The sequence below is a fragment of the Vibrio sp. 10N.286.49.E11 genome, from assembly GCF_041469505.1.
In the GTDB taxonomy this organism is placed as follows: Bacteria; Pseudomonadota; Gammaproteobacteria; order Enterobacterales; family Vibrionaceae; genus Vibrio; species Vibrio crassostreae_C.
The window spans coordinates 1-16,498 of sequence record NZ_JBFRKQ010000007.1 but is presented as its reverse complement, the minus strand read 5'-3'; the positions used below and the strand labels follow the sequence as shown (position 1 = coordinate 16,498).

Sequence of the window (16,498 nt, the reverse complement as noted above, 5' to 3'; positions counted from 1 at the left end):
TTTAACTATTAATCAAGGGTTTGCTTAGTTGAAAGCAAGCCCACATTTAACGTGAGAAAGAATTCATGACTACATTAAATGAACAACTAGCAAACCTAAAAGTAATTCCTGTAATCGCTATCAACCGTGCTGAAGACGCTATCCCTCTAGGTAAAGCACTTGTTGAAAACGGCATGCCATGTGCAGAAATCACGCTACGTACAGAATGTGCAATCGAAGCGATTCGCATCATGCGTAAAGAATTCCCAGACATGCTAATTGGTTCAGGTACTGTACTGACTAACGAGCAAGTTGACGCATCTATCGAAGCTGGCGTTGATTTCATCGTAAGCCCAGGTTTCAACCCGCGCACTGTTCAATACTGTATCGATAAAGGCGTTGCAATCGTACCGGGTGTTAACAACCCAAGCCTAGTTGAACAAGCAATGGAAATGGGCCTTCGCACGTTGAAGTTCTTCCCTGCTGAACCTTCTGGCGGTACTGGTATGCTTAAAGCACTAACAGCGGTTTACCCTGTTAAATTTATGCCTACTGGTGGCGTAAGCTTGAAGAATGTTGATGAATACCTATCGATTCCTTCTGTACTTGCGTGTGGCGGTACTTGGATGGTTCCAACTAACCTTATCGACGAAGGTAAGTGGGACGAACTAGGCAAGCTTGTTCGTGATGCAGTTGATCACGTTAACGCTTAATCTATTTTAGATTGAGTGATGAAGCCTCACCTCGGTGGGGCTTTTTGTTATCTGGCGTTTATTGCGCTGACTAACCGTAAACACGCTAAATCAACGTTGTGTTTCCCCCACACCCTATCGCCTTTCTCCCTATGGCCTCGTACAGCTCCACGACTAAGACGGGCAAGAACGAGTAATGTAAGGCTTTCAATCTACGTCAGTATGCATCTAACGAAGCGTTACTGGTGTCCCTACTGCCTATCTACCCCCTTTTACCCAGCCCTTTATCCAGCAATGTTCCTTTTCGATACGTCGTCAAACATCTCTCATCGCATGCACTGATGGCCACAATAGACAAAGTGCGCCGCAAAATGTGTCCCGTCATCGAGTTTAACGCCCACTCAGTGACAAAAATTCCAAATACGCACCTCTATGATGAATAAATAGCATAGAAAGGCTTCATGGCCGCAGATAAACAGAAAATAGCGAAGTGAAAACAATGAGCTACACTTGAAATCTCAATACAAAAATTTTCAGTATAGGGTTCCAAATTAACGTGAATGTCGTCGCACAACACACCAATTTGTAGCACATTTGTTACGGTTATAATTAAAATCTTATAGATACGGCAAAGTAAGCGCTTTTGTTTATATTGTAATACATATAAACATTTAACCCTCAATTTATTTTAGATCTCAAACAAAATACACTCACATTTAAATTCAATTAAAACAAATACTTATACAACCACGTGTTAGAGACCGAAAAATCAATGCGACCTAGATCATACTAAAGACATATTGTAGTACAAATAAACCTTGGGACGCGTTAATCTAAGCCCAGTTAATTATGATATTTAAAAGGCTGAAAAGATGACTATTGATACTTTTGTTGTTCTCGCCTACTTCTTCTTTTTAATCGCGATTGGTTGGATGTTCCGTAAGTTCACCACCTCTACAAGTGATTACTTCAGAGGGGGCGGCAAAATGTTGTGGTGGATGGTTGGTGCAACTGCCTTCATGACACAATTTTCAGCATGGACGTTTACAGGTGCCGCAGGACGCGCATTCAATGACGGTTTCGTTATTGTAATCCTATTCTTAGCCAATGCTTTTGGCTACTTCATGAACTATATGTACTTCGCTCCAAAGTTCCGCCAACTTCGTGTGGTAACGGCGATCGAAGCTATTCGTCAGCGCTTTGGTAAAACGTCTGAACAGTTCTTCACATGGGCAGGTATGCCGGACAGCCTTATCTCTGCAGGTATCTGGCTAAACGGTCTAGCTATCTTTGTAGCAGCGGTATTCAACATCCCAATGGAAGCTACCATTGTGGTAACGGGTATGGTTCTAGTATTGATGGCAGTAACCGGCGGCTCTTGGGCGGTTGTTGCTTCTGACTTCATGCAAATGCTTGTAATCATGGCCGTGACAATCACTTGTGCGGTAGCAGCTTACTTCCACGGTGGCGGCTTAACTAACATTGTTGCTAACTTCGACGGCGACTTCATGTTAGGTAACAACCTAAACTACATGAGCATCTTCATCCTTTGGGTTGTATTCATCTTCGTGAAGCAGTTCGGTGTAATGAACAACAGCATCAACGCATACCGTTACCTATGTGCAAAAGACAGTGAAAACGCACGTAAAGCGGCAGGCCTAGCATGTATCCTTATGGTTGTTGGTCCACTAATTTGGTTCCTACCACCTTGGTACGTTAGTGCATTCATGCCTGAGTTCGCTGAGCAATACACATCAATGGGCGACAAAGCCGGTGATGCTGCTTACCTAGCATTCGTACAAAACGTAATGCCAGCAGGTATGGTTGGTCTTCTTATGTCAGCAATGTTCGCTGCAACGATGTCTTCTATGGATTCAGGTTTGAACCGTAACGCTGGTATCTTTGTAATGAACTTCTACAGCCCGATTCTTCGTAAAAATGCGACTCAGAAAGAGCTGGTTATTGTAAGTAAGATAACGACTATCATGATGGGTATTTTCATCATTGCGATTGGTCTATTCATTAACTCTCTGCGTCACTTAAGCTTGTTCGATATCGTAATGAACGTAGGTGCGTTGATTGGCTTCCCAATGCTTATCCCTGTCCTACTAGGTATGTGGATTCGTAAGACACCTGACTGGGCTGGTTGGTCTACTCTAGTGGTTGGTGGTTTCGTTTCTTACATCTTCGGTATCTCTCTGCAAGCAGAAGACATCGAGAACCTATTTGGTCTAGAAACAGCGCTTACAGGCCGTGAATGGAGCGACTTGAAAGTAGGTCTTAGCTTAGCTGCTCACGTAGTGTTCACAGGTGGTTACTTCATCATGACTTCTCGCTTCTACAAAGGCCTATCGCCAGAGCGTGAGAAAGAAGTTGACCAACTATTCACTAACTGGAACACGCCGCTTGTAGCGGAAGGTGAAGAGCAACAAAACCTAGATACTAAACAGCGTTCAATGCTTGGTAAGCTTATCAGCACAGCAGGTTTCGGTATCCTAGCAATGGCTCTGATTCCAAACGAACCAACAGGACGCTTATTGTTCCTACTATGTGGTTCGATGGTACTAACCGTTGGTATCCTGCTGGTTAACGCATCTAAAGCTCCGGCTAAGATGAACAACGAGTCAGTTGCCAAATAGCTAAACAGCTAAATAAGCAGCTAACAAGTTAAACCAAAATGAAGCCCATGTTATTCGATAACATGGGCTTTTTGTTTGTCTTCGGTTTATCAAAATAGAATATGAAACGCATCTCGATTAATGCGCATAAAGCGTAGAAATACCTATCTCCTGCCCTCGTTTTATCTTCTTTTCCAACCTTTCCAATGGTTTGATCTCTTTCTCTGATTGTTTCTGTTACTTTGAATGACAACACAAACACAACAGACAATTACAATGAAAAAAACATCACTATTACTTGCCTCCATTGCTCTGGCACTTTCTGGTGTCGCACAAGCTGACCAGCTAGAAGACATTCAAAAATCAGGCACTTTGCGTGTGGGCACTACTGGCGACTACAAGCCTTTCTCTTACTTCGATGGTAAAAGCTACTCTGGCTACGATATCGATGTTGCACAGCACATCGCGGAACAATTAGGCGTTGAATTGAAGATTGTTCGTACCACATGGAAAGATCTACTGACCGACCTAGACGACGATAAGTACGACATCGCGATGGGCGGCATTACGCGTAAAATGCAGCGTCAGTTAAACGCGGAACAAACTCAAGGCTACATGACCTTTGGTAAGTGTTTCTTGGTTGCGAAAGGCACCGCAGAACAGTACGACAGCATTGAGAAAGTGAACCACTCTTCTGTTCGTGTGGGCGTGAACATTGGCGGCACTAACGAGATCTTTGCCGACGCGAACTTGCAGAACGCAAGCTTCACACGCTACGAGAACAACCTCGACGTACCAAAAGCAGTAGCGGAAGGCAAAGTTGATGTGATGGTGACAGAAACCCCTGAAGGTCTGTTCTATCAGGTAACTGACGAACGTCTTGAAGCGGCCCGCTGCGAAACCCCGTTCACCAACAGTCAGTTCGGCTACCTGATTCCTAAAGGTGAACAACGTTTGTTGAACACGGTGAACTTCATTATGGATGAGATGAAATTGAAAGGAGTTGAAGAAGAGTTCCTGATCCACAACTCCCTTAAGTAACTCTTTTCAATTTATACCGTAACAAAAAAGAGGCCAGCAATGCTGGCCTCTTTCGTTATGGTTCAATGGTTCGCTTTAACCGTGAGTTATCACATTCTGCTGTACCAATGCATCCAGAATGTCCGAAGGCATGGTGCTACTTAAGGTTAGCTGTGGCGCAAGGTCTTCAACCACAATCACCTGTTCCGTAGTACCTAAGCCATCCGGGTTGATCGTAAGCTCAATATCATCCCCGTCCACTTTCGCGTCTATTTGTTGTAGCAACGCGGTCATGTCTGGAGATGTATTTTTAAGCTCCGGCAACACTTCTCTCAAGTCAATGCTGTCCCCTTCCGACAAATCAAAGTCGGTAATCGTATCTTCAACACCATCTTCGATGTTAAGCCATACGAACGAGTCCATACCATCACCACCAGTCAGAATGTCTGAGCCTCCGCCGCCAATCAGGGTGTCGTTACCGTCACCGCCAACAAGCGTATCGTCACCTGCGCCACCTTCAAGTCGATCATTCCCTGAACCACCCGTTAAGTCAGTCGCATTAGCACCAGCCAGTAACTGAACATCATCGGTTTCCGAAGCCAAGTTAATATCAACTGCGTTAGACACAATGTTCAAGTTAAGGTCAATCGATGCAGAGGTTGCTGTATCGTTGTTGTCAGTCTCTTCAGAAACCGCCTCGACTTTCAGTGTGTAGTTACCTGGAGTTTGAGAAAGCCCAACCGCTTGCAAGCTTTCAATTGCATCTGCCGTTGCTACCCAAACACCACCGCCAAGATCCGTCACAGAACCCGCAGCACTGGTGATTTGAGCGCCAGCAGGTACATCACTGATATGCAGCGTTAGCTCTTCTGTAATGTCCGTTAAGGCTGCGATAATCCCAACTAAAGGAATGCCACTCGCACTCACTGATTGGCTCGCAGTAATGTTTCTCACGTAGTTAGATGCAGGGTCAATCGATAACGTTGGCGCGTTAGCCACTGGTGTCACCTGTATCGTAAACTCTTCTGGTGGTGTTTCGATAATAATTCCAGATGGATTACCACTATCCTGAGCTACCACTTGTAACTGAATACTGTTCGATGGGATATATTGCGTATTCACAAACACGCCAACAGGGGTGGTTGGTGTATTAATGATTGCATTGATATCCGCCGGTGTACCTTCCAGTATGATTGAGCTTGTGTCCTGCCCGCTAACAGTGACAGTGGTTGTTCCTGGCAGAGTTACCGATAAAGCACCAAAATCGACACTCAAGGTAACCGTCATGAAATCGTCGGCATGAACGCCTACATAGTCAGGGTCTGCTACGGTAATGCCACTAATCAATTGCTCGACATCTTCGTCAATGACAGGCGTGACACCGTCACCATTAATGATTGGCGAATCATTAACACCTGTCACTGTTAAGCTCAAATCGCCGGTGTCTGTTAGGAAGTCATTAGCGCCGTTGGTTGTACCATCATCCTCTACGGTATAGGTAAACTTAACGTTGCCGTTGTATTCATCAGCTGCCGTAAATACCCAGTATGGGCCAGTGATCGTAGCATCATCAGCACCACCTACGTTCTCGAAGCGTTGTAGTTGACCTTGGCCTTCATCGAGCGCCAGATTAGTCACGGTAATCGTGTCGTTTTCCGGATCGCTCGTCGCAGCAATTAAATAGCCCTCTTTGATGATCAACTGACCTTCTTCAAGGATGGTGCCCAAGTCGATGTCCGTTGCCACCGGCTGATCATTCACTTCCGTTACCTTAATGGTAAAGGTCGTTTGATTGGTTTGAGCAGTATTCGGATCTCCAGCATCAATCAGACCGTTATTACCACCATCATCAACAGTGGCAGTGACTGTCGCAACACCTCCCTGATTTAGGTAATTCTCATCCGCACCCAATTCGAATCTGACACTACCTGTATCCAGAGCAGTATTTATATTGGCCAAAGTTCCAGAGAGAACAATGGCGCTGCCACTAGTTGGCGTAGAGGTAACACCCGTTGAAGAGGTGTAAGTCAACGTACCTTGGTCGACCGATAATGTTAGTGTGTAAATCGCGTTCGGATCATCATAAACGGCGTCTGGGTCCTCTATCTTAAAGCCAGACATATCACTCAATGCAATAGAGGTGTCTTCCGGCGTCTCTAAGTTTTCAATATTGACAAAGGTTGATTGGTCATTGATCGGATCAACCACCAAGTCGACACTGAAAATGGTTTCCGCCCCTAAATACTCAGTGTTATCCGCATCTGTATCTACTGAGCGAACAGAAATAGACAAAGGTGTATCAATACCAAGCGTATTACCTGTGTCTGAATTGTGCTCACCGGAGTTAAACACGATCTTATCGAGTGCTGTTGCCTCTACGTCTAACGTCCATGTATCAGAGGCTGAATCGTAAATACCTAGTGTTGTTCCATCCGGATGCAAAATTGACGCGTCTTGTGGAACATTGCTGACCACAACACGGATGGTTTCTGGCGAGTTTTCAGTATAAGTCCCACTCCCCGATGCAGAAAATGCGTTATCCAGAATAGTCGTGTTGATTTCAATATCAATATTTTCGCCTTCTAAACCGACTACCGAATCAGTCGGATCCGTATCAATATCGTCCCCTACAGGAAGTACATGCACTTGGAAACTTGGCAGAGTACCTGCGTTAGTTGGTACACCGAGCAAAGATTCTTGCGTAAACACCTCAACACCAAACTCAAAAGTACCGCTGAAATCTTTCGGAGGCAGTACCGATATTTCGCTCAAATCGAATGAATTCGAGACATTTGAAGGCAATTGGACACTCCACACGCCTCCACCATTATTCTTAACCGTGAAGTCTGAGGAGTTATCTACCCTGAATTGGAAGCCATCAGGGACATCAGTAAACTTGATAGAGACAAACTCTTCCGAACCATCTAAATCCGTCAAAGCAATCGACACTGGACTTGAGCCAGCGAGTGAAATCTCTTGGTCTTCACTACCCGTTATTTCAATGACATCTGCGTTCGTTCCAGGACCAGTGATCGCAATATCATCCACCACAGGGACTACGTCAAAGCTAACCGACGTTGAGAAAGATTCGATTGTGGCATCCTCAGTTGTGTCAGGAATATCTTGATTGAAGGTCGCCGTATCTAAAATGTTACCTGTCACAGTAACGTTCACAGTACTGACATCAGCACCATTTACGTCATCATAAGTCGGGAAGTTCTCTTTCGGTTTAAACAACACGCCTGACAAGGCACCATTTTCAATTTCACTTTCGGTGAAAGAGATGGATGTGCCCAATGGCGTTCCAGTATCACTGTAGAATTCGCCATTGCTTGTGTCAGTTAAGGTTAAAGTGATATCGGTGAAGCGTTCATCACCGCCTTCAACACCATTGACTTGGTCTGCAACCGAACCCGAGAAATCAAGCACAATATAGGTGTCTTCATAACCCACAGCTTCAGCGCCCGGTTGACCATCGATATCGACAGGGTTCAACGAGTCATCCAAAGAACCAGTAATATCGACAGAAATACTTGGCGCTACATCTGTTACAGCAGAGACTTTAATGATGGCGCTGGTATCAAGTACCTTCTCATCACCCGATATCAAATCTTTGGTGATCACCGTAAATGGCAATTTAAAGTCCCCAGAATAATCTGCGGGTAAATTCAACACCAAATCAGAGAAATCTGGCGTTACACCTTGTACCAAAGTGGACTGATACACATATTCGCCGTTAACGAAGTCAATCTCACCACTACCACCGATGCTAATGTTAAGTGTTTGGGTAAGGTCCGATGGGTCAAGAAACACGGTATCATCAATAACGATGGTAATTTCGTCGTTAAATGTATCGCCACCACTGAAACTAATGATACTTTCAAGCGCGTCACCAAGCATGAGCTGAGTATCTTCAATCGCGTCGATTGTCTGGTTCGGAGTTGCAGCGATATCAGCAGCAATTTCTCCTCCACCAACGATCTCTTCAGGGAAGGTCAAAATAACATTACCCTCTCTTGGAGCAATCGCAGAATTCTGGTCACTCAATTCGTCTCCCAAGTCTTCAACTTGAGCAAACACCTTCATTTTGATACTGCTGTTATTGTTTTCATCACCATCAGTGTATGGAGCAGTTAGATCTAAACCCTCAGGTGCGCTAATCGTAAACGCATCTTCGTCTGTGACCACCCAGCGGCCATCACCCTCATACACAGCACCAGTCACAAGCAGTTGACTCAATACCTCTTCTGGTAACGCGCCATCAGACGTAGTAGTTAATTGAACCACGACCTCGTTAACGACTTCGTTGATAGGAAATACAGGAGAGACATCATCTTCTCTGTAACGGATAACGTACTCACCATCCAAGATCTCAATACCACCACCATCTACGGCTTGGTTATCACTATTGGTTGTGAATTTGATTACACCCGCAGCATCAGATGTAATTGATGTTAACTCACCACTACCGTCTTCATTGGAGAAAACGATAAAGTTATCGTCAACTCCATCTCCATCTGGATCTTTAGGTTCCACAACAGGCACAACTTGTACTGTGATGGTGCCTGTAATTGCTGGATTAGCAACTACTCGGCCGCCCTCACCAACAATCGCATCGTCGGTGTACTCGAAATCTCTCTCCTCCATCTCAACGACGGTTGTCAGCGTAAAGTCGACGCTTGAGTTTTCTGGTGGTGTCATTTGGATAAAGTTGTTCGCCAAAGCAATCTGAGTAAATTGCTCCGGTGTCTGTGAGGTGTCTTTCGGTGTAATGATTAGGGTGCCGGCCGTGCTGGAATCGACCGTAACATCACCATTGACCACCGCGACTACATCCGTTGGAATGCCATTAATGGTAATTGAAGTGAAATGTTCGTCATCATCAATGTAATCATCACCTTGTGGATGCCAATCAATATTAATAGCGGTGTCTTCATCACCGGTTGTGGTGTTGCTATAGGTTGCAGAAGTGTCGATTCTAGGTTCAACCAACACTCGAACTTCTTGATCAAACGTTAAGGTGTGTCCATCGTTCTCGGTAACGACAATCTGCCCCTTGATATGAATATTTTCTGTCGACGAGTCAATCGGACGAATTCGGATACCAGAAGTAATACCTTCCTCTGTGATATTCGCTTCATAGATTGGTTTATCTAAATCAGGGTTTCCGTTAATGTCATCTTCATACCCAACGAAATTAAGGTCAATAACCGTACCATCACCGTCTTCGATTACCACGCCCTCAGGGATACCTGATAGAATAACGGTTATCGCTTCAGAACCATCGCCAACAAGAGGATCATCAGCTGGGAGATCTGGTTTTCTCTCACCAGATAACACCGTGAAATCTAGAACAGCGTAGTTGTCTCCGCTCTGACTCTCTTGGATTGTGGTTTGTACCCCACTCACACCGCCATCTGTAAACTCTTCCCAATCGGTACCATTAGTTCCACCAAATGGTACATCAGCAACACCAATGACCTCAACATTGACTGTTTTAGGACCAAATGTGATTTCATCAACTACTTCACCCGTTGAAAGATCTGCCTTGTCTTTGACAACACCTAACACATCAAAACTAAAGTCTTCATTACTGTGCTCTTTGGGTATCACTTCTACGTTGGCAAGTTCAGAGTAAAGAATCTCTTGATAATCGACACCCTCAATTGTCACGGTTGGTACAAGGGTATCGGTCCCAAGTAAATAAAGCCCAGCCCCCTGAGTGATATTATTGATTCGTACGTATAGAGTTTCCGACGTATCCAAATCTTCAGATGGTGTCATCGTAATCACTTCATCAAGAGTGAACGCGACTCTATTGCTAGGATCCCCAACAGTATCTGGATCGAGAATATTATCTTCATTGATGGTTTTGCGATTCACGCTTAAGGTGCCTAAGTCGGCGTCTGGGAGTACATCAATAACTAATGTTCGTTCTTCAGAGGTGGCAACCTGTTTACTGTTAGCACCGCTATTATCGCCATCTAGGAATGGATTACGGGTTTCTTCCGTCAAAGCCACTACTTTAAAGCTAATGGTGCCCGAGAAGTTATCAATCGGGTCGACGACTGTGCTATTGATATCTGCCGCATCAATAACATATGGGCCTCCAACAGGCCCTATCGGATTACCTGAGCTATCCAATAGAGTGAACTTCCCAGCGCCTTCATCAACAGTAAGTTGATATGTGAGTGTTTCAGGGAGAGAAGTATCTTGAGAATCAGCCTCGAGGTTAAGAGTGATGGTATTTCCATCTTCCGTTACCGGAATCTCTGTACCCATGCTGTCTGTATCAGGAAGATAAGTATAAGTGCTATTTGCATCATCCCACTCAGCCTCATCTGCTACGGCTTCAATTTCAATTCTAAAGTTGGAGCTTACCGTATGGTCAGGTGCCCCGTTGTTGTCGATCTCCAATTCATAATTTATTGTGGCTCCACCATTACCGGTACTAACGTTTCGGTCTGGTACAAAATAAAGATTATCGATGGTAGCTATAACATCTTTTGGATCAGTAGAGTCATCGGGATCAGGCATGAAACTCTGAACGATATTTGCACCATCTAGAACATAGTTCCCATCTACGTCTGTCGACAATTTCACATATTCAGCACCATCAAAGTAATAGAAGGTACCTCTATGGTTGGTATTATCGAAGATCTTCAGTTGGCCGATCGCCTCCGTGTTATCTTGGTCGTACAAGTTTACTTGTAATGCGACTTGAGCAGGTGCATCAGGTAGACCGTCTTGATTATCAAAGGTGTTTTCTAGGTCTGTTGGTTCACTACCCGCTGCATAATCAATTGATGCATCACGACCAATATCCTCTGTTGTCGTCACTTTCAGCGACACAGCCGTTGAGTCTTGATCAACGATAGTAATATTCAGTGGCGTTTCAGAGGTATCTAAATCCGCATCGATTGCAATTACGTTGATCGAGAAGTTGATCTCATCGCCGTCATGATCTAGATAACCATTGGCTCTAAATTCGACTTCACCGTTCGAGTTTATACGCAAGCGACCCAACTCTCTCTCTACTGTTCCTCCACTTCCATCATCGGTTTGTTCATAAACACGAACCTGCTGGCTCCCTAAGTTTAGGTCATAACTACCACTAAATGCTCCACTCGTTCCTCCCCTGAAAACGATATCAACATCACTATTTGAAATCCCTTCTATTTGGGTGAGCACAGCGGTGTCGGCACCTTGGTCTGTTGCACTCGCAAACATGTTCACCAAAGAGCCATTGTAGTTTTGCCCTTCTAGGCGAGAGATAGACTGAGTTGTCACTAGAGGAATATCATCGGTGACCGTAATATCCAGTGCGATTGCATTAGACTGGTCGCCATCGAAATCTTCGGCTACGACAGAGAAATTCAGCAGTATGCTATTTTCATCGTCAGCTATAGGGTGTGTGAGCGGTTTAAACAGTTCAAACTGATAGCTGTTGTCCTTAGTATCAAACACAACTTCAAACACAGCCTCGTTGCTTGTCTCAGTTTGTGCTGTGTAGGTAAATGTCGTACCACTCTCAACAACCGGAAGCCACTCTAGGGCTTCACCATTAGACGTAAGCCCTGTTAGCACTGCATCAGGGTTAACCAACTCATACAACACAACACCATCCGCACCTTCATCAATGGTAAACAAACCATTAATGACGGTATCTTCAGATTGGTCAGAGCCTATACCCGCTAAGTCATCTTCATCGACAATCACTTCACCCGTCGGCGGCGTCATTTCCGGAATATCATCAATGACTTGAATTGGTAATTGATACTGGTTGGAATCATCACCATCACTATCAACAGCCACTACATCAAAGGAGATAAGCAGCTTATTTCTCGCCTCTGAGCTAGGCTCATGGTCTAGAGGACCAAGCAAGGTAAATGTGTAAGCACCATCATCAGTCAGAACTAATGTGAAAATTGGCGTTCCGCCAGGGTCAGTTGCACCTTGGTAGGTGGTCGTGTTAGCAGCACCTGTGATCTCAGTGATCTTAATACCTTCATTGCCAGACGATAGCGTCGCTTCCAACATTGAGATATTTCTCAATTCGTAAGTTTCAACTTGGTCAGCTCCTTCGGTCGTCACAAAACTTCCCGAGGCTTGCGTTGGTGTTCCAATCTCCTCTTCATCCACAACAAAGGTGCTGCCAACCTCTATCTCAGTAATTTCAGGCACGTCATCGGTAATGGTGACACTGAGTGGTGTCATTGCTGAATCGGTTTCATCGGTGTCTACCGCGTAAACAGGCAAGGTAAATAGTTGATCATTGTTACCTTGAACGTCCGCATGGTCGATCTCTTCGAGGAGCGTAAATGTGTACTCGCCTAGCACTGACGATGAGAAGCTAATTTCAAAGATTTCAACTTCTGGCCCAAGAAGAGAGTCTTCCGTAATAAATCCTATATAGCCACCGGCAACTGAAGGGTCCTCTTTCAATTGAATCGCTAATCCATTAGACGTTAGAGCTCCGCCGACATTAAATTCATTGGTCGCAATACGGAAATAGCTAACGTCGTCACTACCCGCAGTAAAGGTTATCTGCTCTGTTTGGCTCACAGGTAAACTTGGTGAAGAACCATCGGCTAAGTTCACTTCACTCAAGCTCACTGGTGGAATGATATCAATCGTCGGTGGAGCACCATCACTAATTACTAACCTAACGGTTGCGTCTTCTAGATCGAGATCTTGGTCTTGAGATGCAACAACGATGTTCTTAATGATATCGCCATTTTCATGGTCTAGGTTTCTATTCGGCTCAAAGCGAATATCACCATTGAGTTTAATAAACAGTGTCCCTTCTGGGTAAACAAATACTTGCTCATTAATATCGTTTTGATCGAGAAGAACCTCAGCCCCACCATCATAGGTAAATTTAGTAACTGTTGAACCATCTGCACTTGGACCCGTTATTGTTTCAAACACATTGCTGCTCGCCGTGCCCGAGGTTGGCTCAGTGACTAGTAAGTCTCCAGATTGCATCACTTGAACATCATCCCCGATAACTACTTCAAGTTGCTTAGGAGCGGACACATCACCATCGGTGTCTTCGGCATAAACCGATAAATCGAAAGTAATGTCATTGTTGCCATCGCCAGGCGCATGGTCTAGTCGCTCTAGTAGTGTAAAGGTATAAATGCTTGGGTTTGAACTATCAAACGTTAAGGTGAAGATAGGCACCTCAACGCCCGGTGAAACCGTCGTGAATGCTAAATAGTCACCAGAGTTTGCTGGCTCTTCCCTTAAATCAACCACTAGTCCATTCGACTTGATTAATCCGCCAGTGTTAAATAGAGACGTGTCGACAACAATTCTTGCAATGTCGTCACTGCTAGCGATGGATGTGATTGTATTGGTTTCACTAATCAGCACCGAGTCAGGAGAAGATCCGTCTGCTAAGTTACTTTCAGATAAGTTAACGCCGGGTACTACATTCAGCGCGGGCCCTTCACCATCAATGATGGTCAGTCGAACACTCGACATGAAGATATCGTTATCGAAATCCGATGAAGTGAAAACGATATTTTTAACGATATTCCCGGCAGAATGATCAAGGTTTCGATTTGGCTCGAACCTAACATCACCATCTAACGTGACGAACAAAGAGCCTTCAGTAAAGGTAAACTCTTGCTCACCCGTCACGGTCTGATCGAGCGAAATGGATAATCCACCATCGTAAGTAAACTCGGTGATGGTCGCGCCGTCCGCGCTTGGCAAGGGCATAACATCAACCGTTGCTGTTGTCGGCGTGCCAGAGCTTGGTTCTGTGATCGTAAGAACCCCATCCTGCATTTGCTGAATGTCATCTTCAATCGTCACAACGACATCTCGTCTTGTTGATTCAGAATCATCTGTATCGACAGCATAAACTGGCAAGCGGAAATTCAAATCGTTGTAATTGAGACCATTAAGGTGATCGAGTGCTTCCAGCAAGGTAATGGTAAATTGGCCCTTGTTAACACTATCAAAACTAATCGTAAAGACATCGGTTTCTGCACCGGAACCGTTTGTGGTGAATCCGACGTAGCTGCCCGAATCCGCTGGTTCCTCCTTCAATTCAACGACTAAACCGTTTGATTTCAGTAACCCGCCAAAATTAAATTCATCCGTAGCGATTCGGAAATGACTCAGGTCATCACTCCCTTCTGTGTAAGTGATGGTATGAGTTGAACTAACTGGCCCTGCCGTCGGCATTGAACCATCGGATAAGTTCACTTCAGATAAGTAAACGTCAGGGACAATGTTGATAACAGGATCAACGCCATCCGTGATAGTAAGCGTCACCGTTGCGGTTTCAACATCATTATCGAAATCGCTTGTTGTCACGGTAATGGTTCGAACAATATCGCCATTCGAGTGGTCAAGGTCTCTATCTGGTTCAAAACGGAGCGAGCCATCCAACTTAACGAACAACCGTCCGTCAGCAACTGTGAACTCTTGCTCTGTAAAATCAGTTTGAACAAGCGTAAACGGCCCATCTGCCCCGTACATAAACTGGGTAACGGTCGCACCATCTGCACTTTCTGTAGGCATAACATCGACAATACTTGTAGTTGGCGGACCACCTGCTCCTGAAGTCGTCACAGGTTCAACAATACTTAAAGTACGATCTTGCGTTTGCTGTAAGTCGTCGGTAATGGTGACGTTCAAAGAGGACGATGCTGAATCGGTGTTGTCGGCATCAACCGCTATCACAGGGATATCGAAATCTAAGGTATTAGAAAGGTTACCATCAGCGTGATCTAAAGCCTCTAAAAGCGTAAATGTATATTGACCAAGATTGCTGTTCGAAAATTCAAGTGTGAACACGTTCGTTTCAACATTTGAAGCGCCGATAATAAAGCCAACATAGTTCCCCGAATCAGTAGGTTGCTCTTTAATTTCCACTGTCAGGCCGTTCGACTTCAATGCACCTGACGAATTGAAGTTCGTGCTATCGACCCTAAAGTGCGTCACATCATCGCTACCATCAGTAAACGTAATGACTTTGGTTTCACTGACAGCTGTCCCTGTAGAGGCAGAACCATCAGCTAAGCTTGCTTCATTCAGAGCAACATCAGGAATAAGATCAATCACTGGTTCATCGCCATCTTCTATCCTCAGCGACACAGAGGTGCTAACAATATCCCCATCTCCATCGACTGAATTAACCGAGATAGTTTTGACGATATCGCCACCAGAATGATCGAGGTCTGGCACAGGTTCAAATCGCATGTTTCCGTCTATAGTGACGTATAGCGTACCCTCGTCATAAGTGAACGACTGCTCGCTTGCGATGTTTTGATTAAGAGTTTGTAAAGCCTCCCCATCATAGCTGAAGCTCGTTAATGTCCCTCCGTCCGCACTGCTGTCCGGCATAAGGTCAACAGTATTGGATGTTTCAACACCTGTTGATGGCTCTTTCGCTGTCAATGAGCCAGCGACTAAAGCTTGAATATCATCGGTAATCGTCACCGATAGTGGTGACATGAGAGAGTCATCGCCATCGGTATCAACGGCATAGACCGGCAAGCTGAACGTCAGATCGTTGTTACCTTGGATTGGTGTGTGGTCAATCGCTTCCAAAAGAGTGAAGGTGTATTCACCCAAAGTGGAGCTGCTGAAATCGAGAGTAAACACCGTGGTTTCGACATTCGAAATATCGGTCGTGAAGCCAATATAATTGCCGGAGCCTGTTGGTTCTTCTCGAATCTCAATGACCAAGCCGTCTGACTTGAGCGCGTTGTTAGTATTAAACTCACTTGGTTCTAAACGGAACTTCTCTACATTGTCACTTTGATGAGTGAACGAGATGGTTTCTGTTTGACTCACTGCCCCCATGATTGGTGACGAGCCATCCGCTAAATCTGCTTCAGCAAGCGCGATGCTTGGTACCGATTCAATGGTTGGGATATCACCATCAATAATCGTCAGTGTGACAGTGGCCGTTTCAACATCCACATCACCATCACTCGAAGTAAACACCAGTGATTTAACGATATCGCCACTCTCGTGGTCTAAATCACGGTTCGGCTCAAAGCGCACGTTACCTTCAATGGTGACGAACACATCACCCTCAGTGAACGTAAATTTCTGCTCACCTGTGATTGTTGGGTCTAAGATTTGAGCCGTGCCACCGTCATAGGTGAACTGGGTAATCACTGCGCCATCGGCACTTTGCGCTGTCATTACATCAATCGTATT

General features: G+C 44.9%; 4 protein-coding genes. 3 read left to right on the top strand and 1 reads right to left on the bottom strand.

Annotated elements, in window-relative coordinates; all coding sequences use genetic code 11:
- The first annotated feature begins 65 nt into the window (after nucleotides 1-65).
- The 3 genes from AB4167_RS01930 to AB4167_RS01920 all read left to right on the top strand — a co-directional run bounded on the left by AB4167_RS01930 (nucleotide 66) and on the right by AB4167_RS01920 (nucleotide 4,330).
- Nucleotides 66-692, top strand: coding sequence for a bifunctional 4-hydroxy-2-oxoglutarate aldolase/2-dehydro-3-deoxy-phosphogluconate aldolase (locus AB4167_RS01930; protein ID WP_017069898.1), 627 nt, complete (start codon nucleotides 66-68; stop codon nucleotides 690-692).
- Between the two features lie 851 nt (nucleotides 693-1,543).
- Nucleotides 1,544-3,310, top strand: coding sequence for a sodium:solute symporter family protein (locus AB4167_RS01925; protein WP_017061487.1), 1,767 nt, complete (start codon nucleotides 1,544-1,546; stop codon nucleotides 3,308-3,310).
- A gap of 255 nt (nucleotides 3,311-3,565) precedes the next feature.
- Nucleotides 3,566-4,330, top strand: coding sequence for a transporter substrate-binding domain-containing protein (locus AB4167_RS01920; RefSeq protein WP_017061488.1), 765 nt, complete (start codon nucleotides 3,566-3,568; stop codon nucleotides 4,328-4,330).
- Nucleotides 4,331-4,405: 75 nt separating this feature from the next.
- Here the strand turns inward: AB4167_RS01920 and AB4167_RS01915 are convergent.
- Nucleotides 4,406-16,498 (bottom strand): cadherin-like domain-containing protein (locus AB4167_RS01915; protein ID WP_372136044.1); only part of this gene is annotated, 12,093 nt, incomplete at its 5' end.